15 protein-coding genes and 1 riboswitch are annotated in these 22,434 nt (G+C 55.0%); of the genes, 3 read left to right on the forward strand and 12 right to left on the reverse strand.

What is annotated here, in order from left to right:
- Positions 1-66 precede the first annotated feature (66 nt).
- From AC3Y2E_RS10270 to AC3Y2E_RS10280, 3 genes are all read right to left on the reverse strand, one after another.
- Entirely contained in the window at positions 67-1,581 is a 1,515-nt protein-coding gene (locus tag AC3Y2E_RS10270) for an SH3 domain-containing protein (RefSeq protein ID WP_379209778.1), read from the reverse strand.
- Complete coding sequence (locus AC3Y2E_RS10275) at positions 1,568-2,116, reverse strand: RNA polymerase sigma factor (RefSeq protein WP_317891203.1); 549 nt, start codon at positions 2,114-2,116, stop codon at positions 1,568-1,570. The genes AC3Y2E_RS10270 and AC3Y2E_RS10275 overlap by 14 nt, the downstream gene beginning before the upstream one ends.
- A gap of 192 nt (positions 2,117-2,308) precedes the next feature.
- On the reverse strand, positions 2,309-3,193 hold the full coding sequence (locus AC3Y2E_RS10280) for a helix-turn-helix domain-containing protein (RefSeq protein WP_379209780.1): 885 nt from the start codon (positions 3,191-3,193) through the stop codon (positions 2,309-2,311).
- Positions 3,194-3,316: 123 nt separating this feature from the next.
- Here AC3Y2E_RS10280 and AC3Y2E_RS10285 point away from each other — a divergent pair, with 123 nt between their 5' ends.
- On the forward strand, positions 3,317-6,232 hold the full coding sequence (locus AC3Y2E_RS10285; protein WP_379209783.1) for a family 78 glycoside hydrolase catalytic domain: 2,916 nt from the start codon (positions 3,317-3,319) through the stop codon (positions 6,230-6,232).
- A gap of 629 nt (positions 6,233-6,861) precedes the next feature.
- Here the strand turns inward: AC3Y2E_RS10285 and AC3Y2E_RS10290 are convergent.
- The 8 genes from AC3Y2E_RS10290 to pdxR form a co-directional block, all read right to left on the reverse strand.
- On the reverse strand, positions 6,862-8,139 hold the full coding sequence (locus AC3Y2E_RS10290) for a cytochrome P450 (RefSeq protein WP_379209785.1): 1,278 nt from the start codon (positions 8,137-8,139) through the stop codon (positions 6,862-6,864).
- A gap of 242 nt (positions 8,140-8,381) precedes the next feature.
- Positions 8,382-9,437 carry an aldose 1-epimerase family protein gene (locus AC3Y2E_RS10295; protein ID WP_379209787.1) on the reverse strand — a complete coding sequence of 352 codons (1,056 nt, stop codon included), beginning with the start codon at positions 9,435-9,437 and terminating at the stop codon, positions 8,382-8,384.
- Entirely contained in the window at positions 9,438-9,968 is a 531-nt protein-coding gene (locus AC3Y2E_RS10300) for a D-lyxose/D-mannose family sugar isomerase (RefSeq protein WP_379209918.1), read from the reverse strand.
- Between the two features lie 62 nt (positions 9,969-10,030).
- The gene (locus AC3Y2E_RS10305) at positions 10,031-10,876 is read right to left on the reverse strand and encodes a class I fructose-bisphosphate aldolase (protein ID WP_379209789.1); all 846 of its coding nucleotides are present in this window, start codon (positions 10,874-10,876) and stop codon (positions 10,031-10,033) included.
- Between the two features lie 352 nt (positions 10,877-11,228).
- Positions 11,229-13,268, reverse strand: coding sequence for a methyl-accepting chemotaxis protein (locus AC3Y2E_RS10310; RefSeq protein WP_379209791.1), 2,040 nt, complete (start codon positions 13,266-13,268; stop codon positions 11,229-11,231).
- A 123-nt stretch (positions 13,269-13,391) separates the two neighbouring features.
- Positions 13,392-15,011, reverse strand: coding sequence for a gamma-glutamyltransferase (gene ggt / locus AC3Y2E_RS10315; RefSeq protein ID WP_379209920.1), 1,620 nt, complete (start codon positions 15,009-15,011; stop codon positions 13,392-13,394).
- A gap of 256 nt (positions 15,012-15,267) precedes the next feature.
- A riboswitch (cyclic di-GMP riboswitch) is annotated at positions 15,268-15,363 on the reverse strand.
- Positions 15,364-15,815: 452 nt separating this feature from the next.
- Positions 15,816-16,577, reverse strand: coding sequence for an HAD-IIB family hydrolase (locus AC3Y2E_RS10320; RefSeq protein WP_379209793.1), 762 nt, complete (start codon positions 16,575-16,577; stop codon positions 15,816-15,818).
- Positions 16,578-16,719: 142 nt separating this feature from the next.
- Positions 16,720-18,111: a MocR-like pyridoxine biosynthesis transcription factor PdxR gene (pdxR, locus tag AC3Y2E_RS10325; protein ID WP_379209795.1), complete on the reverse strand. Its 1,392-nt coding sequence runs from the start codon at positions 18,109-18,111 to the stop codon at positions 16,720-16,722.
- 345 nt (positions 18,112-18,456) lie between these two features.
- Between pdxR and AC3Y2E_RS10330 the strand changes: the two genes are divergently transcribed.
- Both AC3Y2E_RS10330 and AC3Y2E_RS10335 read left to right on the forward strand, forming a co-directional pair.
- On the forward strand, positions 18,457-20,268 hold the full coding sequence (locus AC3Y2E_RS10330) for a hypothetical protein (protein WP_379209797.1): 1,812 nt from the start codon (positions 18,457-18,459) through the stop codon (positions 20,266-20,268).
- Between the two features lie 84 nt (positions 20,269-20,352).
- The gene (locus tag AC3Y2E_RS10335) at positions 20,353-21,405 is read left to right on the forward strand and encodes a hypothetical protein (protein ID WP_379209799.1); all 1,053 of its coding nucleotides are present in this window, start codon (positions 20,353-20,355) and stop codon (positions 21,403-21,405) included.
- Between the two features lie 180 nt (positions 21,406-21,585).
- Here the strand turns inward: AC3Y2E_RS10335 and AC3Y2E_RS10340 are convergent, their stop codons facing one another.
- The gene (locus AC3Y2E_RS10340) at positions 21,586-22,203 is read right to left on the reverse strand and encodes a nucleotidyltransferase domain-containing protein (protein WP_379209801.1); all 618 of its coding nucleotides are present in this window, start codon (positions 22,201-22,203) and stop codon (positions 21,586-21,588) included.
- Positions 22,204-22,434 lie beyond the last annotated feature (231 nt).

Below are 22,434 nucleotides of genomic sequence, written 5' to 3' on the forward strand. Positions count from 1 at the left end.
GTTATTCGGCAAATTTACACAAAGAACTGCCAGCTCTTAGACCGGCAGCAACCCGATTTGACAAAACTATCCGTTTATTTCATTCGGCTTCAACTGTTCCGTACGTTGCAGCACCATCGCCTTCTTCTTGGAATCGTAGCGGAAATGATACACATCGATATAGTCTTGACCCGCCCCGTATCCGCCGGTCACGATCATCTCTCCGCTTGTTACCTGGAACTGCCGGTTCGGCAGCTGCCCGATACTCGTCCAACTTCGCTCCGGGTCCATCTCGAAGGGTACCGGGAACGCCTTGCCGTCGCTTACTCCGAACAAGTAGGTCTCAAGGGCGTGACAGTCCGTATGCCGCGGAACGTAGGCGAACAGATCCGTGCCGCTTAAGGCGAACGACTTCATTTGTACCGGGGAATCGTTTTTCTGGATGATTTCGAACTCAGCCGGAAACGAAAAAATCGGACTCGCAGCTCCCCCCGATTTGGGTTCCCAAACCGCTTCATAAGCACCTCTCCAATTCAGATCGGTTTCTTGTCCGTAACAGCTGGGGGCGCCAAGAGCAGCTACTTTCGCCTGACCGGACGGTTTTACGACGATCCGCCCCTCCGTATGGGTTCCAACCGCCCGGTGCGAAAGATCTTCCTTGAGAGCCGTTTCCTCCTCCTCTGTATAACCGGACTCCGCTCTCCCTTCGCTTCCCGTGTCACGAAACGGATTCGGAACAAAATCCGCTTTCTCGATATAACCCGTGTACCCGCCCGGAGCGATAATAACGTAGCGGTTGCCGGCTTCGCGATCGATCCAGATCGGCCCCGGCGGACGCTCCTTGGCTCCTCCTTTCTCCGTATAGACGCCGGCTCCTTCGCGCAGCGTTCCTTCCCGCGCGAAAGCGGGATCGAATACCGCAAGAGCGCTCTTCGGCACCCATTTTTCACCGGTATACGGGGTATCGTACGTAAACAGCCTGATATTGGCCCAGTCCCGGTACTCCCTTGTAACCTGCACAACCTTGCCGGCCGGCAGCTCGAAGCCCGAAGGTTTCGCTTCATCCGGATATAACCGGAACACCACCGGATTCTGCACCAGCATCTCGTAAGGCTTAACGCTCAGCAGCGCGCCGGTTTCCGGTTCCCGGTTCAAGTACCATTCCGGAATCCACCCGCTCGCTCCCCCGGAAGCAATCTTGGCGAAGTTGCCGCGAATCTCGGTCACTTCGTAAGACAGATCCGCATCCGCAACGAACACCGGTGCGCCGTGCTCATAAGCTCCGGGAGATTGCGTGACCTCGACGTCCCCTTTCAGCCTATACCGTTCCCGCTCCGCAGGCGGATTCGTTTCTGTCCCGGCCTCCCCGCTCCACGGCTTGAGTCCATCCGTCGCCCGCATATCCGGAATTAGGAGCAGCAGTACGATCACAACACCGGCAGCCAGCCACAGCACAGGCTTTGGGCGTCCGTTCCGTTTCGAGCCGGCGCGGCCATCCGCGGCCATCTTTTCGATCCGGTTGATGTTCTGCAGCGTAAATGTCCGCCGATCGAACGGATCGTTTCGCATCTGTTCATACCACTCCGGCTTAGGCTCGTTCATAAGCCGCCCCCTCCTTCCAGATTCTCGTTACTTTGCTGCGCGCCCGAGACAACCGCGACTTTACGGTACCCTGTGATATCCCGAGCACATCCGCGATTTCTTTTATCGTGAGATCGTACCTCGCATCGAGAAGGAGCACCTCTCTATATTTCACCGGCAGCTTCAGCACGATCTGCCATATATCCTCGGCCAGGCAAATCTCCATCGCTTCGTCTTCCGCCGACGAATGAGTTTCTTTGCGGACAATCCAATCCACAAGCGTTACTTTCCGCACGAAGGCCGACCGCCTGTAGTTGATCGCTATATTTCTCGTAATCGAGATCAGCCACGTCCGAAATGACGATTCCCCTCGGAACGAACCGATATTCTGGTACACCTTGAGAAATACATCCTGCGAGATATCGTCTGCGAGATCCGCGCGCTTCGTCATCAAATAAGCGTAATTCCAGACGTCCTGCCCATATGTGAGCATCAATTCGCGGAACGTCTCCTTGTTCAGTGACGCCATATGCTTCCAATAATCCTGCTCCTCCAACGACCCTTCACCCCGCCCTCTACTTATTGGACAATGGAAACCGGGGAATTGTTCCAATTATAATAAAAATTTCGATTTCGCTTCTCGGCTCCATCGTAGAAAAAGCCGCCTTCCAATCGGAAAGCGGCCGGTATGATGGTTAACCAGGTATAGTCCTCTGCCGGAGGAACCGGAATGATCCGGTTTTGACCGTTACCGCTGCGCCTTCGTTTTGCGGTACTCGCTGGGGGTTGCGCCAACCAGCTTTTTGAACAACCGGTTGAAAAATTTAATGTCCCGGTATCCGGCCTTCCAGGCGATCGATGAAATCGTATCGCTGGTCGAAGCCAGCAGTTTGCAGATCAGCTCCATCCGCAGCTTCTGTACGTACTCGGTATAATTCATCCCGGTGCGCGCTTCGAATCTTCGGCGGAATTGCCTCTCGCTCAGTCCCGACTCGGCAGCAAGCTCCTGAATCGTAGGAGGCTCCGCCGCCTTTTCCCTGATCCGATCGAGCACATGCTCCAGCGGATCGTCGAGCGGGGCCGTTTCCCCTGCTATCACCGTTCTCAGCTGGGAGCGGCGCAGATGAAGGAGCAGCCGGATCATCTCCGAACGCATCACTTGCAGATGATCGGGGCGTTTTCTTACGAACTCCTCGAACAACGTATGAACGATCGACTGGAAGGTGCCGTCCGAATCCTGGGCATGAAGCCACATCTGCTCCGGATAAGGCGAAGTGAGGAAGCGGAGCACGGCTGCGTCTTCCGCAAAAAATGGCTCCAGCTTGCGTGAAAACGCGGTGCTGAACAAAATATTGTACACGATCAAATGTTTGCGCTTCGGCTGCGCGTGCGCGGGACGGAAGACGTGGGACACCCCGAGCGGGAGAAAAAAAACGTCCCCCCGTGCAACCGGCAGCGACAATCCTTCGATCCGATGAAATCCGCTCCCCTCGCTGACATAATTGATTTCCAGAAATTCGTGATTATGCTCGGCCAGCTCGAACGACTCGGATACCCGGTTAACGTGAATCGGTGTCTCCTCCGTTATGTATAAACTTAGCGGTATCGTTTGTACAATCCGTTTTACGCTCATCGGCCGATTCTCCTTGTGTCCGTTTCAACCCCATAATATGTCCTAATTGCTACCCCACCTCTGGTTGCTCCTGAATTATACTATACAAAAACAGATTCGCAAACCAGGAGGTTTACCCGAGATATGAAGCCAAACGCAGATTGGAACGCCAGTTGGATATGGTCCGGCGGAGATACAAGCCCGCGGAACGAATGGCGCTGCTTTCGCAAGCAGTTTACTTTACCATCAGCGGATGCGGGACGGCCGGTACAATTAAAGATTACGGCGGATTCCCGTTACGTCCTGTATGTGAACGGCACAGCGGCGGGACGCGGTCCTGTCCGGTCGTGGCCGTTCGAGCTCGCCTATGACGAGTACGAGATCGGACATCTGCTTCGTCCGGGAACAGACAATACGATAGCGGTGCTGGTGACCCATTACGGCGTCCCGACGTTCCAATATGTGCGCGGACGGGGCGGGTTGCTGGCCCAGGTGGAGCTTTCCGGCGAGGGCGAGCGTACGGTCCTGGCGGCCACGGACGCCAGCTGGACAACCTCCCTCCATGCCGGTTACGATTCGCGTTCACCGCGTATTTCGTGCCAGCTTCCATTCACAGAAGTGTACGATGCCGCAGGCTGTGACGCCAGGTGGAGCGATGCCGGTTTCGACGATTCAGGCTGGGAGAACGTCTCCGTCATCGGCCCTGTCGGCATGGAGCCGTGGACGCAGCTGGTCGAGCGGGATATTCCGCATCTGACCGAGGAACCCGTCTACCCGGTAAGGGTCGAGAGCTTGAGCCGGGTAAAGCCGAGATCGTGGGGAGTCGTGCTGGACCTGCGGAATCATTTCGTTCCGTCTAGCGAACATCATGCCAACAATGTCCGGCTGTACGGTTTCCTCGCTACGGTCATCCGAACGGACAAAGCCGTTCGCGCGACGATCGGCATCGTCGACAGCGGACGGCTGCCCGGGTTGTGCAGCATTAACGGGACCTGGTACCCGGATACGGCCTATTATGGAGAAAAGCCGAGACGTTTTCTCGATGTAGAGCTGCAGCAAGGCGATAATTTCTTGATGCTTGCCTTAAAAGGAACGATTCATGGACACAGCTTCCACTTCGGGATCGATTGCGAAGAGCCGTTTGAAGTCGTCTCCCCTCTTGCCGATGCAGCTGGTACGAATGCAGACAGCCGTTCTTCGTTTGCAACGCTGGGGCCGTTCGATCATATCGAAATCATCGACCACCAGCCGGCACGACCGTTGAATGAATCGCATCCGGATTATGACCGGGCCCGAGCTATTAGCTCGGCAGCAGGTTTGCACGAGTTCCCCGAGTGGCTGCGTCCGGTGGACAATCGTTATGTCAGCAAGGACGACGTGTTCAGCCAATGCATCTGGACGACGCAATCCGCCCGGCTTCCGGTCCCGTATTCGCTTCATCAGGCTGTCATCGCGAACCGGTCGGCGGCCGTCGTGCCTGTACATCCCGGCGAGGACACGGAGATGATCATCGATTTCGGCAAGGAATATACCGGCTATATCGAGTTCGAAGCGGAAGCCTCCGCCGGCACGATTCTGGACTTCTACGGACTGGAGTTTATCCAGGACGGCTGGAGACAGGACACGTTCGAATTGGACAACACGATGCGATACGTCTGTCGGGAAGGCCGTCAATCGTACTCGTCCCTCGTCCGTCGCGGCTTCCGCTACTTGATGGTCGTCGTGAGAAACGCCGCAGCGCCGGTTCAATTCCACCGGATCTCGATGCTGCAAAGCAATTTTGCAGTCGCCGAGATCGGGCGGTTCCGCAGCTCCGATGCGCTGCTTAACGACATCTGGGAGATTAGCAAGCATACGACCCGGGTGTGCATGGAGGATACGTTCGTCGATTGTCCGGCGTACGAGCAGACGTTCTGGGTAGGCGATGCCCGCAACGAAGCGCTCGTCAATTATTACGTATTCGGCGACGACGCCATCGTCAAGCGTTGTTTGCGGCTCGTTCCCGGCTCGCAGTTCCAGACGCCTTTGTACGCGGACCAGGTGCCGAGCGGCTGGAACAGCGTCATTCCGAACTGGACCTTTTTCTGGGCGATCGCCTGCCTCGAACTGTACGAATTCAGCGGAGACCGCAGCTTTGCCGAGCAAATCTGGCCGCAAGTCCGCAGTACGCTCGATCATTTCGCTGAGAAGCTGGACGACCGCGGCTTGTTATATATGAAGGCATGGAACTTGCTGGACTGGGCCCCGATCGATCAGCCGAGAGACGGCGTCGTTACGCACCAGAACCTATTTTTCGTCAAGGCGCTCCGTTCCGCCGCCCGGATCGCGGCAGAAACCGACCCGGCTGGAGCCGCACGGCTGCTCGCCCGCGCCGACGCCTTGAAGACGGCGATCAATGCCCACCTGTGGTCGGAAGAACGAAATGCTTTTGTGGACTGCATTCACAGCGACGGCCGAATATCCAAAGTGTTCAGCATGCAGACGCAGGTGGTTGCGTATTTGTGCGATATCGCGGAAGGAGAACGTCAGCGCATATTGGAGAACTACGTCGCCGAGCCTCCGGTTGAATTCGTCCAGATCGGCAGTCCGTTCATGTCGTTTTTCTATCACGAGGCGCTGGCCAAGCTGGGCCGGATCGACATCATGCTGGACGACATCCGGACGCAGTACGGACATATGATCGAACACGACGCGACGACATGCTGGGAAATGTATCCGAGGCCGCTGGAGCGGCGCAATCATCCAAACGAGCTCACGCGCAGCCATTGCCACGCCTGGTCGGCCGGGCCCGGCTACTTCCTGGGGGCGTACATCCTCGGCGTGCGCGGCCTGAATCCGGGCTGGACGAAGATTGCGGTCGAACCTCACGTAGCGGATCTCGCTTGGGCCACAGGCACGGTTCCCCTCCCCGGGCTCGGGCGAATCGATATAACCTGGCACGCGGACCGGGCGAACCGGAAGCTTCGCCTCCGCGTCGAGACGCCGCCCGGACTGGAGCTGTCGATAACCGCTCCCGACAGGTATGAACTGGAGCTGGAGCGGATTGAGCTTGGGTCTTAACTGATAAGGGGCAGCAGCGTTGCAGGAAGGCCGTTTTACTGCTGGAAGCTAACCTCCTCCGGTTATTGTTTGCTTCCTCGAATAAGTGTATATGATTTTTCGTATATCATTTTCGAGAATAATCCAACTCGGTACATCCTATACGGTTTTTCATATATAATCGCCTATTTCGCTTTCTTACGTCAAAATCTATACGAATAATCATGTACATTCGGAGTCAAACTCAGTTGAATATAAGAAAAGCTTCTAAATGAAGCTCTTGCCACGATGAATGACCCTGCGTAAGAGGTAGCTTTCCTTAGTTCAGAATGTCTCGGTTCGTTTTAGCACTTTAACGCTTTATCGAACTTAAACATTCTGAATCGTTCAGAAAGCGGGTGTCCCAAGAGTCAATTTGCGATTTTCGAGCCCCATTAAACCCGATTTTTCTTGTGAAAAAGGACCTCAGCCTCCACTTTACCGTGGAATTTGGGGTCCTTTCGTATGGATCTTGGGATGTTCCCAATATGATGCGAACGCCTTTGGGACAGCCCATAGCCCCGTGTCTCGTATGCCATTAGATCAGTGTCAAACGGTCTAGATTAATAATCACGCAGCCGATGACGAATGCAAATCAAGCTTCGCTCCCGCTACAACTCCACGCGCATCGTGTTCAAGCCCCGAAACAACATATTCGGCCGCCAATCCGGCTTGGCGTCTGCAAGGCGCATGCCGGGGAACTGTTCCACCAACTTGCCGAGCGCGATCTCACCCTCCATGCGGGCAAGCGGAGCGCCGAGACAGAAATGGGGACCCGAGGCAAATGCGAGATGACGGTTCGGCGTACGCCCGATATCAAACCGGTTCGCCTGTTCGAACTGCGAAGGGTCGCGATTTGCCGCCCCCAGCATGACGGTGACATACTGCCCCCGCTTGATCGTCTGACCGCCGATCACGTAATCGGCGGACGCAAGACGTCCTGTCATCTGCACAGGCCCTTCGAACCGCAGCACTTCGTCGACGGCCGGGCGGATCAGCTCCGGCTTCGCGATCAGCCGGGTGAGCTGCTCGGGAAAACTCAACAGCGTAAAAACCGCGTTGCCGATCAGGTTCACGGTTGTCTCATGACCGGCTACCAGCAGCAGCACGCAGGTCGCGATTAGCTCCTGCTCGGTCAGGGCGCCCCCTTGTCCTTGCGCGGCAAGCAGATCACTGATCATATCTTCACGCGGCGACTTCCTGCGCTCCGCAATCAAAAAACGGAAATAGTCGGTGATCTCGACAGCCGCCTGAGCCGATTGCTGGGCAAATTCCGGCGGTCTGTCGCCGCCTTCGAGAATTCTGGCGAATATGTGCGACCACCCTTTGAATAACTCGCGGTCTTCCGGCGGCACTCCAAGCATCTCCGCGATCACGATGACAGGCAGCGGAAATGCGTAGGACGCGATCAAATCCGGCTTCGTTTCCTCCGTCAGCTGCTTGGCCAGATGATCCGCGACCGCCTGTATTTTCGGCTTGAGCCGTTCCATCGTACGCGGCGTAAAGGCGTGGCTGACTTGCCCTCTTAACCTCGTATGGTCCGGCGCATCGCGGAACAGCATCCAATTGCCCAGCAGATCATTCACCGGCTTCCAGACGGACGGCGCGGGCGGCGGGTCCTGTTTCGGAAGCTCCTGCGACGGCGGAGGCGGCGGTGCGGCATTCCGGTGTTCGCGAACGAATTCAGGATCTTTCAAGATCCGATTGACGTCCTCATAGCGGGAAGCCACCCATTGGTTTCGATCACTTATGTAATAGATCGGCTCTCTTTCCAGCAAATAGTTGTAGAACGGATAAGGATCGCCGTGCAGCGGTTCGGAGTAGCTCCGGAACCATGCCGCGATGTCGTGCTTCTCCTCGGAGTGGGGGCGAATAAGAATTTCAATCACGCTCCTTTATGGGGACGTCCAGAACGTAAAACAAACCGTTATACACATCTTACCAGCAAATTCATAGAGACTGCAACGTTCGAGCTGGATAACAAATAGAAGTCTTTGCATCTATGATGCCTAACAGCGGAGCTTCGTTTCGGCTGCGATTCCCTATGGAAACCCGTTAAGCTCAGCAAGAGCGCAAAGAAAACAGAGGAGCCTGCCGCAGCAAGCTCCTCTTGTCTGTACCCGGTTATAGATCAAGGTCCGATAACGCCCGGGTTCACCTTAAGCTCCAGTTCATAGTGTCTGCTCTCGCCGGGCTCGAGGAATACGAGCGTCCCTCTCTCCCGTTCTACGGCGCGTCCTTCCACGACGCAGTTGGCAGGCTCCAGGCCGAGCACATGTGTGCCTTGACCCGGCATTTTCCATTGAATCAGATTCGGAAGAGTGGTTGCATCCCAGGAAAGCTCCACAGAGATCGGCAGCGCCGCCCCCGAGGGAGTCGGGAACCGGTCGTTGCGGATTCGCACACTCGCTCGCGGTGCGGAGCGGATATTGCGATGGTAGTATACCCGCTCGTCATACCCTTTTTCCGGGGCTTGCCAGCGGTCGTATCCGTCCACCTGCATGTCCGCTTCGCGCGGAGACAACGCCGCCTCCGGGAAATCGATCTTCGTATGCTCTTCCATGAGCGGAAAGCCGAAATTAAAATGGTACAGCAGCATATGGGCAGCCCGGGTAAACCCGACATTCTCCACTTTGTCGCGAATACGGATGACGTTTTCTCCGAGTCTGCTGCGAATTTCCCGCGTCAATCTCAGATGATCGCCGAATATCGACGTTTCGTCAACCGTGCCTTTGACCGTCATCTCGTATTCGTCGCCGTCCCAGCTACCTTCCACGCCGACATGGCGTGCCGGGAGATGATGAACCCGGCCGTGCAGGCCGTAAGAAATTCCCCCGTCCTCGGACGGGTTGCCTACGTTCATCAGTCCGCATGTCATCAGCAGACCGCCTGCCGCCGTACGCAGCCACTCCTCACCTTGAGCGTCATAGTAGGCGGGATGGGCTACGCCTCCCGGCGCGAGCCAGCCGATCGGCACTCCGCCATATTCGCTCATGCCGATGTCCAGCCCGCGGGAAGGGATCACGTCAAAGGACAGACCCGCTCCCGTCCTGATCCGGACCAGCTCGACGCCATCCTCTACCCCTTCCGCTCCCCGGACCCGCTGAATGCCGCCGATCTGATCGATCCGGCCGACCCTTTCTTCGATTTCCCGTCGCGTCCAATCCCGGTTGTAAAGCCTCACCATCTAGTCCTCCTCGATTTCGGGCATCCGCTTGATGTGAGGATCTGTGAATACATCGAATTCATCCCGGCTCGTACTGGAAAACTCCGACACGACAGCGCCTTCGTCTCCCCCCTGGAACCAGTGCAGCGTATTCGGAGGAATCGTGTACTGCTCGCCCGGCATCAGGACGATTTCGTGAAATACCGTGTAGTAGTTCTCGCTGCCTTCGGGTACGAGCGCACGAATATCCGGAGTTGGCTCTCCTTCGACATACAGGAGCACGCTGCCGTACCTGCAGCGGAACGTCTCCATTTTGCCGGGATCGTCGCCGATAGGCGGGTGTTTGTGCTCAGGACACGTTTGCCCGGGGAACAGGACGAGCTCCTTGGCGCAATACCTATCGGTATTGACGTAGGTGACCAGCTCCAGCCCTTGCCGCTCCAGCTGGCCCAAGCCGAATTCGGCGATTTCGATGCGCTCCTTCTCTTCCTCCGACAGGACGATTCCGGCATGCCGGAACAGTTCCGCCGTACGCTGGCGGGCGATTTGCAGTTCACTTCGTTTGATCATCTGCTCATAAATCTCCTCTCGAGGAGCAGGATGGCAAGTCTGGACTAAGCTTCGGATTCGCCTTGCAGTATAGCCAGAGCTTGCTCCGCTGAAGCTCCTTTATGGACGATTGCCATCAGAGCCGATGTCATTCCGGCCGGATTCGGGTGCTGAATGACATTGCGCCCGTATACGATGCCGGAGGCGCCCTGGTTCATCAGCTCGACCGTCCGGCCCACGATCTCCTCGTCGCTCGCCCGGCCGCCGCCGCGAACGAGTACCGGTATGCCCGACGCCACTTCGATGACCCGATGATATTCCGTCACATCGTCGCATGGATCCGCTTTGATTACGTCAGCTCCAAGCTCTACGCCTTGGCGAACGAGCGGCATGATTTTTTGAATATCGCCGTCCACCATGTAACCGCCCTTCGCTTCGTTAGGCAGCATGACCAGCGGCTCCACCATAAGCGGCATGCCGTATTTCTCGCATTCCGTCTTCAACTGGGCCACGTTGCGGACGCATTGGTGATGCAGCTCCGGCTGGCCCGGCAGCAGCAGCAGATTCACGCACACCGCTACCGCGTCCAGACGGACCGCATGCTCGATGGCCCGGTCCATCAGCTCGCTGAACAGAAATCGCGGAAGCACGCTGCCGTATATGTTGGCTGCATCCGTCCGGAGCACGAGTCCAGGTTTGTGCTTGCCCGGAATCTCCTGCAGAAGTCTTGCTTGCCCCGCACTTAATTGTACACAATCGGGAGCCGCGTTGACTATCGTTTCGATCGCCTGCTTCATATTCTCAATCCCGGATAAAAAAGTAAACTCGTTAAAAAAGCCGTGGTCGATCGCTACGTCGAAACATTTCCCTTGGCTGCTGAACATCCGGTTCAATCTGGCTAAGCTGCTCATATCCCCAACTCCATTATGTTTAATACAAACATATAAATGTTCGTTTGTAACATTATCATAGTACATCAGGGACGGATCTGTCTATAGCTTCTTTCGATTTGTCCGGTATGGCCGGGCCGGACAACGGATCCTTACGGTCAATATGGACCCCGGCCTTCTGCCGGTTCCTTGGCCAAGATCAACGATCCCTACGCCGATATCGCCCTCGTCGTTCATATAAGCGAAGGTTACTATTGAGCTATTGCCTACCAGCCATACGAAAACGAATCTGTCCCCGGCCGTCAGTGCAGCGCTAACCGGGGACAGATTCGTTCGCAGACGGACTGGAATACCGCCACTTCCTCTATTCTATTTATATCCGAAACTTGCCGACCTGCCTGTTTAAATCTTCCGCCATGCTGGCAAGCGATGTCGCCGACGAAGTGACTTCCTCCATGGTCGCCAGCTGCTCTTCCGTAGCCGCAGAGACACTGGTCGTTCCGACTGCGGATTGCGCTGCGATTTCGGAGATGTTGTTAATGACAGTAACGACTTCTTCCGTCTCGGCAAGCATTTTCTGCGACGAGGAAGCGACTTCCTGAATCTGCCCCGCCACCTGCTCGACCGTCTGCTGAATTTCCTCGAACGACCGGCCCGCTTGGCCTACTACTTCCAGCCCGATCGCCACTTCCCGCGTTCCTTGCTCCATCGACTGCACCGTCTGCAGCGTCTCGCTCTGAATGTTCGCGACCATCTGGGCGATCTGTCCGGCCGATTGGGCGGACTGCTCCGCCAGCTTGCGAACCTCTGCCGCGACAACGGCGAAGCCTCTTCCCTGCTCTCCGGCCCTTGCAGCCTCAATCGCCGCATTCAAGGCGAGCAGGTTCGTCTGTGCCGCGATATCGGATATAAATTTGACCATTTCGCCGATCTCTTGCGAACCGTCGCCCAATCGTCTGACGATTACTTCGATATCGCTGACGGTTTTCTCGATCGAGTTCATCTGAACGATGACCGATTGAATCGCTTTGTTGCCCGCCTCAGCCGCTTCGGACGCGCTCATCGAAGACTTGGCCACGCTTTCCGCACTGGAGGCGATCTGATGGACGCCCATCGCCACTTTTTCGATCGACTTGACGCTTTGATCGACTTTATGCACCTGCATCTCGTTGCCGTCGGCCACTTCCTGGATGGAGACTGCGATCTGCTCGGTTGCCTTGTTCGTCTCCTCCGCATTGGTAGACAATTCTTCGGAAGAGGCTGCCACTTCGGTAGCCGTCCGGTTCACTTGCGCTACGAAATGCTTCAGCTGATCGACCATTCCATTCAGGGAAAACGCCAGCTGGCCCACTTCGTCACGGGAACGGATCGTAAGCCGCTCGACTCTTAAATCCCCGTCGGAGACCCGGGTCATAATGTCTGCAACTGCTTTTATCGGCCGCGTAATCTGGCGTGCGATCATATAAGCGAAACCGATTACGATCGCACTGACCAGCAGAATAATGACGACTACACTCGTTTGGATAGAGCTGACCGCCGCCGTAATCGAATTGACCGGAACATGAAGGTACAAGCCGTAATTGGTCGAAGGGATCGGCGCAGCAACTACAAGGTATTCTTGGCTGCCGTCCCGATACGTGTAGGTGTTCGATGACGTTTTCTCCTTTCGGAAAATATCTTTCAGGCTCTCAGGCAGACTGGCTTCCTCGAAAGGCTGGCTAATTACGTCCTCCTGGGGATGGACTTGAATCGCTCCGAGGTTGTCGATCACGATCGGATAAATTTTGCCGCCGTCCAGATTCAAATCCTGCAAGTAAGCCGTAACAAAATCGCCGAAATTGATAACGCCCGTCAGGACGCCCAATTTCTCGCCGGCATTGCCGATCACCGGCGTAGCCGCAATGATCGAACGTTTCCCTGTCGTCTTGGCGAGCAAGACGTCGGAGAACGTCGACCTCCCTTCCATTCCCGCGTGGAAAAACGGTCTCATCGAAAGATCGGTTCCCGGCTCCAGCGTATCGACGGCTTCGACGGTGCCTTTCGGATTCAGGAAGCCGTTTCCGTCAAACTCCGTATTTTTCGTAACGCTTTGCAGAAAACGGGATTTGGCTGCGTTGTCCGTTGATTTCACTTCCGAGGTCGTGGCGAGCAGCTTGATATTGCCCATCCGCTCTTCCAGCCATTGATTGATCCCGTTCGCCCGGCTGTCCACCAGCTTCTCGTAGCTTTCGCGCTGTTTGGTTATCAGCTCGGAAGATCCTTTTTGGTAGACGAAGATGGCGGTGCCGATCAGCGGAACGAGTGCGACTAACAGAAAAAAGATGATCAGTTTGTTTTGAAGCTTGCCGGTAATCCGCTTGCCGATCGTAACAATTCCTTTTCGGTTGTTGTCCGGTTGTTCGTTCGATAACACTTCATTTAACCCCTATCCTAAGTTGATTAATTGGGATCGAGCCGATGTCCAGTCACAAGAAGGCTCCTTATGCTCAGATCCGGCTGCCTGTCTGCCGAAACCTAAGCGATAAGGAGCGACCAATTAGTAACCGAGTGCGGCCCCTTCCCCACGTGGGTCTGCTCCGCCAAATTTCACATTCGTATCCGGATGAATCAGAATTGCGCCGGATTGTCCCATAATGTCCGTGTAAGCTTCAAGCTCAACGATCGAGTGGCCTCTCCGAATCAGCTCGTCCTGCACTTCTTTCGGAATTCTTCCTTCGACCTTCACGTCGTTCGACTGGGCGCCGACCGTCCGGCCGTACAGCCATCTAGGCGCCTCGATCGCTTGCTGCACCGTAAATCCGTAATCGATAATCCGGGTCACGAGCGAGGTTTGCGTTTGCGGCTGTCCCTCTCCCCCTTGCGTACCGTACACCAGATAAGGCTTGCCGTGCTTGAAAAGCATCGCCGGGTTCAGCGTATGGAACGTCCGTTTGTTCGGCTCCAGACGGTTGATATGATCCGGGTCCAGGGAGAAGAAGCTGCCGCGGTTTTGCAGCAATACGCCCGTACCGTCGGCTACGACGCCCGAGCCGTAGTCAAAGTAGTGGCTCTGAATCATCGATACAGCGTTTCCGTCTTTGTCCACGATCCCCAGCCAGACCGTATCGCCCTTCGGATCGAGCGGCTTCAAGTTATTCGATACTTGCGTCATGTCGATCCGGGAAGCAAGCTCGATTCCACGTTCTTTCGACAAAATCTCATCCACCGGAATATCGGCGAATTCCGGGTCCGTCAACCACTTGTCCCGATCGGCAAAGGCGTGCTTCGTCGCTTCGACAATCAAGTGATAGTAATCGGCACTGCCTTCTTCCACGTCGTTTTTCAGATCGAAGTTGTTCAAAATGTTCAGGATCGACAAGGATGCCATGCCCTGCGTGTTCGGCGGGAAATTGTAAGCCGTATAGCCGCGGTAGTTCGCCGAGATCGGGTCTACCCAGTTCGCCTTGTGGTCGGCATAATCTTTTTTCGTCATTACGCCGCCGTGCTTCTGAATGTCCGCGACAATTTTCTCGGCCACTTCGCCTTTATAGAACCCGTCGGCTCCTTTTTTGGCAATCTGCTCGAGCGTATGGGCCAAATCTTTCTGAACGAACAAATCTCCGGCTTTGTACACGTCGCCGTTCGGCTTCAAAAAGGTGTTGCGGAACGTCTCGAACCGCTGCAGATTTTTGATCTCCGGCTGCGTCGTATCGGTATCGATAATCGTCCAGAGCTCCTGGTTCGGTGTAACCGGGAAGCCTTTGCCTGCATACTGGATTGCCGGCTCCAGCAGTCGATCCCACGGCAAGCTGTTTTTCATCGACGTTTTGGCGTATTTGTATGCTTCTTCCCAGCCCGATACGGCGCCGGGCACGGTGTTGGCCGACAAGTAGCCGCGGCTTGGGATTTGGCTGTAGCCGAGGTTTTTGTAGAAATCGATCGTGACATTTTCCCCGGAGCGGCCGCTCGCGTTTAATGCTTTCAGCTCTTTCGTTTCCGCATTGTAAACCATCCAGAACGCGTCTCCGCCGATGCTGACGTAGTGCGGATATACGACCGACAAAACAGCCGCCGCCGCGATCGCCGCATCAACCGCATTACCGCCGTCCTGGAGCACTTTGAGCGCCGCTGCGGAAGCCAGATAATGCTGGGTAGTTACCATGCCGTTCGTCCCCATCGTGGTCGGACGGCCTGTCGATTGCGCCGCCGCGGCGATGCTGCTGAAACATAAGGTGAATATGAGCGTAATAAGAGCTATTTTTTTTCGAAAGCCTTTCGTCATATACTCTACCCTCCATTGGTATATTGCTTAGTGGATAATGGCCGTAAATGTCGAGCCTTATGCCGGGTTTATCGCATCTCCCCCTTTCTGCGCACACAAAAAAAGGCGACAAAGTAATTGTCACCTCCATAGACTCCACTGGCCGTTGGTGACAGGCAACTGGCTGGCATGCCTTCCGTGCGGGACGGAAGGGGTAGCCCCTGTAGCTTTGCGGCCTGCCCTTTCGGACAGTGTGCCTTTTTCTGTTATGAAACATCCATATACTGAGTCTTACGTACTATAATAACTTATATAATAATTATTTCAAGTGTTTTTAAACATTTCCATGGCAGAAAACGCCATTCATCGTCATTTTTCGATGAAGTTTTTGATGTTTCTTATGGTGAAATTTGTCGTTTTCCCACTATATAGGATACTCCGTTGTTACATTTGAATCATTTCAGTTAATCTCTGGAATTCGTTTGGCACTATATTCCTTATTTGTAGCATGATCGTCTCCTGCATACAAGTTAAATATTGTAAAACGACTTGGAAGATTTGTAAACGTTCCCCGCGCGAGCCCGGGCAGACCTGTTTGCGAAAAAAGCATAACTCCCAATTTCCCGCCTCCCTGGCCATACGGAAATGCGACTTTTGGCATGAAAAAACCTGTCCCTTCCATAAGGAGACAGGTTGAAGCCAGACGTTTTGATCCGAAAGTCATGCATATCGTTCGCCCAGCTCGCGAAGCTTACGGATGATGCTGCATTCCGTATGCTCGTCTGCCGGGATTCGTTCCTTCGCGATTCGCAGTAAAGGCTCGTAATCCCCGATCGCCACCGAATGATGGGCCTTCTCGAACAGCGGCAGATCGTTCATGTCGTTTCCGAAGCAGACGAACGGACCGCCGGGAATACCCGACAACTCCAGAGCCGACATTTTGTTTACGCCCTTGTAGGTCAGATCGAGTATTCCTTCTGTCGAATGGTGGTGGATCGTTACGTCCATCCGCTCCAATCTCCGGGATAACTCGCCGAAATCGGAGCCGGACAGCACTACGATTTTCATATACGATTCGATCTGGTCCAATTCGATGCGGGCCGCGAGCTTGTCCGGGTCTACAAAGCGGAGGAAGGGATGCGAATCCGCCATGCGGCAGGCGTAATTCCATCTGTCGTCGATTAGATATTCGGCATCGAACTCTTGTAAAAGATGCAGCAGTTCCTTCGCAAGTCCGGCAGGGATCGGAACCGAGGCTTGAAGCTCGCCCCCGAAATAAGTCATCGCCCCGTTGGCTCCGATCAGAAGCCGGTTTCTCAACCGTTCATCCAAGACGGGAAGCATATCCCGGCAAGGACGGGCGGAAGCAAAACCGACAACATGGCCGGCTTGCTCCAGCTCGACCAGCAAGTCTGCAATTCCGCTTGAGATCTTCTGCCCTTTAAAGCAAATCGTACCGTCCAAGTCAAAAATAAAGTTCATGTCCTCAGCCACCTTATGAAAGAATCTATGCTCCATAGTAAACAGAACCATCGGCCGGCGGAAGGGACAGAATGAACATATTGAATAGGACAAGCGTGAGCAATGGGTGATGAAAAATAAGAAAAGAGAAAAAAGCGCCCCCTCACCGGATATCGGCTTCAAGCCACGCTTCAGCAAGCAGCCGGATGCCGGTGCGGATGTCCGGGCCGCTTAACGCCCCATAGCCCAGCAGCAGCGTCGGATACGCTTCTGTCCGCCGTGTCCAGTACCGTGACGTACCGTACACTTGCACTCCTTTGGCGAGAGCCCGTTCGATCAGCTCGGATTCGCTGCGCCCGCTCTTGACCGTGAAAAAAGCATGCAGTCCGGCGTCTTTGGATTCCGCCTCCGCCGAACTGCCGAAATACAAAGAGACCGCATCGAAAAACGTCCTCCGCTTCGCCTCGTACGTCTTCCGCATTTTCTGAAGATGCTTGTACCAGTATCCTTCGCCGACATACGAGGCGAATGTCAATTGGTCCAGTCTGGCAACCGGCTGGTCATATTCGGGAACTTTCGCGTAAAAGGCAGAGAGCATCTCATACGGCAGGATCAGATAGCTGATATTCGCCGCCGGCAGCAGCGTCTTGGAAATTCTGCCGACGTAGATCACTTTGTCCGGAGCCAGACTTTGGATGGAGGGCAGAAACCGGTCTTCATACTTATACTCCCATTCGTAATCGTCTTCGATCAGATACCCGTTACGACTCACCCAATGAACGAGCTGCTGCCGCTTCGCCTCGGACATCGCCATCTTGTTAACGAATTGCTGAGACGGGCTTACGTACATCACATTGGCGCGGCTCGCTTCCAGTTGCTCCATCAAGAGTCCGTCCGAATCGAGCGGGATCGGGCTCACCTGAAATCCGTAATTAATAAACGTATTCCGTGCGCCGTCATAACCGGGATTTTCGACTCCGATACGGTACAGGTGCGGCTGCAGCAGCTGGCATAGGAGGGAAACGAGCTGTTGCGGCGTAGAGCCGATCAGAATCTGCTCCGGATGGGCGCGGACTCCCCTCGCCTCGTACAGCAGCCTCGATAATTCGTTCCGAAGCGTTAATTCTCCCGCCGGATCACCTTCGACCCTGTATTCCGACTGGTTGGCCGCCACCACGGTGTTGCGCAGTTTATTCCACTGCTTGAAAGGAAAAGAATCCAGCTCCATATTCCCGTAGCGAAAATCGTACATCAGGCGGCGGGAGTTGTCCTCGATGGATAGCGAAGCTTGCCCGTGTGCCGGGGTTTCGTTTCGATCCGCCACCTGAAACCCTTTCTTGGGGATGTTCGTGACATAACCTTCCGAAGCAAGCAGCTGATAGGCGGCTTCCGCCGTATTTTTGCTCACCTTCATCGACGACGCACACGTCCGGATCGAGGGCAGGAACGATCCGGGCTGGAGCTGTCCCGCGATAATTTGATTTTTGAAATAGCTGTAGATTTGGTAAAACAAAGGCTTGCGCCGGTCCGAAAGGCGGATGGAAAATTCCCGCACAGAGTTCCCTCGTTTCTTTACGTCAATAAGTGAAAGTTTCAAACTTAGTGTATCAGTTATCGGTCTGCCGTCAAAACGATTCGTTTTTATTGCGGTTTCCATTCAATAATGAATAATCCCGCGTAACCGCAGCAGTGCAACGTGATGCGGAACATCATCCGCATTCGAGCGAATCCGCCATATTTCTACCAGGCCGTACAGCTACTAGGAGAAGAAGCTTATTTTTAAGCGCCTGATCGTTTTGGGTCTTGTACTGGACAAAGGTTATGGTAGCATCTTCCTTGTCTCACCTGTGTTATCTTTTCTTTCATTCGTCTTTCATACTGACAAGGAGGATGAGCCTTCATGCCGGGATCTATCGTTCACATGATCGTACAGCAGCGATTGGGCAGAGCTATGCGCAAAACGAACCGCGACTATGCCGAGCTGCTTAGCGATTCCTGCAGTCCTTATGCCGCTTTCGGCAGCATCGGACCGGATTTTTTATTTTTTTCCCTAAAGGAGTACGACACTCCGCTCGACGATCTTGTCAATTTTATGTTTTCCGTGTACGACGCCATGGAACCTCTGCGCGACTTCTACGAACATACGATCCAGCCCGTCGAAGATGCGATCGACGACGCGACGGCCGCGCTGGACGAAGCTTTATTTCAAGGCTTGTTCAGTCAGATTAAGGATACGGCCGCACTTGCATCGAACACGCTTCTCACTGCAGCGGGCAAAGTTGTGACCAGCCACGTCGATCTGTTTTATCCGTTTTATCCGAAGATCCAGCAAGGCGCACCGGAAAAAGAGTGGTATTGGTTCGATTTCCTGCATTACCGGAGAACCGGCCAATTTTGCTCGAATATGTGGAACCTCGCCCAAGGTGATAAAGATTTGATGAAGTATTGCCTCGGATATGCAAGCCATATCGGGACGGACGTCGTCGGACATCCTTTCGTCAATTCGATCGTAGGCGGTCCGTTCCGGACGCATTGGCACCGGCACAAGCTGGTCGAAAACTGGATCGACGCTTACGCCAGAAAGCATTATCCCGACAGCCGCGCGATTACCTCCTGCTTAAGACTCACCTCTAAAGATACCTACATCCCGGACGCCATCTCCGGAAGTTACTACTACCGGCTCTGCGAATTTCCGGACGGCAAGCTTCCGGAGAAGCTGCAACATTTGCTGGTCAAGGCGATGGACGTCACCTACTCCGATATCGAACACCCGATCTCCATGAACGGCGCCGATCTGGATACGACCTACCGGCTCTGGATGAAATGGTACGAACGATCGACAACGATCGGCGACGCCAAGAAGCCCGTACCGGTCCCTCCTCCGGGCAGCGCCACCGCAGCGCTTATCAACGACTACACCAGCGGATTTCCGTCCCCTCCCAGCAGCGGGCCGAGCGGCGGCGGATTCAGCGTCGGCTCGATTCTCGAAGCGCTTTTCGCTTTTGCGAAGTGGCTGGCCGATGTGGTGGAGTATACCATCGACTGGATCATTACCCATGCGAAAGATATTTTGACACTCCCCTATCTAGAAGCGACCGGCCTGATCAAGTGGCTGTTGTACCAGATCCAGAAAGGAATCTGGGAAATCTACGACAACGTCCGGTTCAGTCTCGTGCTGGGCGGTTATCTGTTCCCCGAGCCGCGGGATCTGGACAAGATGCCCTGGGGCAAAGCGCTGCTCAACACAGCCTACGCCCATACGACCGGCGGCGCTTATGCGAACTTCTACCAATACCCGCGCAAGCAGGAAAGTCACGGGATGTTCGGAACGACCGAGCATCATCTGATCTACCCGACTACCGCCCGGGAACGCGAACACGCCGAACCTGCGCCGAAGCCGTTCCATGGACAATATCCCGAAGCTTTCATCAGCGGCAGCTGGCCGTTCCAGCCGCTGGCGGAGCATCTCCATGAATGTGACGATCCGTACGGAGAAGGGATGCAGTTTACTCACCACGTCGATTCGCTGACGTGGGATACGGCACAGTTCGGCAGCGCCATCGATTTCTGCGCCCGGCTGATCGGCGAACGGATGGAGAAGCTGCCGGATTACAACCTGGACGGCGACCGGGGGTACGGCTGGAAAACGTGGGTGGCCAAAAATGATCTCGAAACGTCCAATCCGGTCGAAACCCCGTATCTTCGTCCTTAAATCTTCGTGCGGACATTGCCGCTTGTTACGAAGCAGAACATGAACAGATCCCGCCTCTGGGCGAAAATGGAGGTTCATCCGTCTATGCCAAACGATCGTTTTCCAGATCATAATGACAATCCCGACCGGGATAAAGGCCGATTTGACGGTATCACTTATTTATTGATACGCACCCACCCCTATGACGACGGTTCGGAGCCGCTCGCTTCCGGATTGCCGTTCTGGGTCAGTCCGGACATCACCATCGTGAAGTCGGACGGGACCGAAGGAAGCGAAGCCGTCGCGGGCAAGATGAATCAGATGAAAGTCGTGGTCACGAACGGCGGCGGCATCGATGCGGTGGACGCTTACGTCGAAGCTTTCGTCGCAGACCCGTCGACCGCCTTTACCCCGGCTACGGCGACGCCGATCGGCTCCGGCTACTTAACGGTGAGCGGGTACAGTCAAGCAGCGATCAGCTTCCCCTGGAGTCCGGCGCCCGCTGACAGCGGCCACCGCTGCCTGCTCGCCCGGGTCAGTCTTACGATTCCACCGGACCGCTTCGCGAACGCAGCGATTTTCGACGTACCGGGCGACCGTCATGTCGCCCAAAAAAACATTAGCGTCGTCGATTCGGCGGTCCATGGCATGAAGCCGTTTTCGTTCTCCTTCGCGCTGGTGAACCCTGCTCCAGATGCAGCCGCCTTTCAGGTTAAAGCCGCGCAAATCCGGCCCGCTGACGACAAACAGCTGCATATGCTGAGACAATCCGTTGGCTGCGGATTTGCCCAGTTTTCCGACAAACCGCTCCGGGCGGTCCGCCTCGATCTCGGGGAGGAGCTGCCGGTCCGCGACCGGTCGGATGCGATTCGGATGGATCTTACGATCCGTTCCGGGCGTCTGGACCGATTCGAGCGGATTGAGGGGATCGAACGGATCGATCGTCCGTTGATTGGCCTCTTGGACAATCCGATCGTTCCGGGCCGTACCGGAGGAGCGAAAAAGATTCGCATGAAAGCCGGTGAAGTGCGTCAAGCGGTCGTGACGATCACGCCGAATCCGGGCGCGCGGAAGGGCGATCTGCAAGTTGTGGAGATTACCCAAGTGAACGAGCGCGATCAATTGGTCGGGGGGTTGTGGATCGTGGTCGTATGCTGAGTTTCATGGAACCTGTCACAGGTTCCACTCCTTATTGTACAGGCGCAAGAGCAGGCTGCCGCGATCGTGCAGCCTGTTTTCCCATACCCGCCCGTCCTTGCTAATTGGTCTCGTTCTGAAGCAGCGGATGGACAAAGTCGATCATTTCCAGCGCCGCACGAACTCTGGCTTCAGCGGAACCTAGGAATAGCGGCTCATCCAATCCTCCAGCAGCGCGGCTCCATGCTCCAAGTCTTTCAGGTAGGCCAGAACCCCCCCGGAGGGGGGCATCGGTTTATGATTGACGAGCCAAAACGCTTCGAGTATTTTATAAGAAGTCGTGCTTGCCACGAACGAAGCCTTCAGCGAATCCCCCGCTCCGGCGGCCGCTTCCATTTTCGTTTTGGCGCTTAACAGCCAATGAGCCGTCTCCTTTTTATCTTTCCGGGAGCTCCGGTAACCGTTGTAATTTTCGGTTGCTATAACGGACAGCTTCTGCACCAGCCCTTCCGGATCATACAAGATATGTCCGTCCAAGTAGTTATACATTTCCATGCTATTGCGGTTCAGTTTGTCCAGCGCCTTATCGAAGTCGGCATACTTGATCTCCAGAAGAATTCCGGAGTGATTCCCGGTATAAAAATCTCTGGAGCACCCCTTCTTTAATAACACGTACAGATCGAGATCCGATCCTTCCGCTGCATCCCCTCTCGCTACCGAGCCCGAAACCATCAGTCCGGATACGTCCGCATCGGCAACAGCAGCTTCCAACATCTCCGCGCCACGTACACCGGATCGGATAAAAGTCAAATCCGCCAACGGATTCCCTCCTTTTCTGTATGCTCAAGCTGATCGGTCAGCTACAGCAATCGGCAAATGGATGTTCTCCCATCAGCCGCTCCAGCAGCTTGCGACTGCATTATTGTATTATTTCTATTTCACAAAATCCTCCTAGATTTGTATGTATAACTTCCATTGTATTCATCCAGGCCTCAGCCCGCAATCGTATTGGTTTCCTCCAGAATGAACCGAGGACTCTCCTGCCCGGAC

This window comes from Paenibacillus sp. MAH-35 (assembly GCF_058135425.1).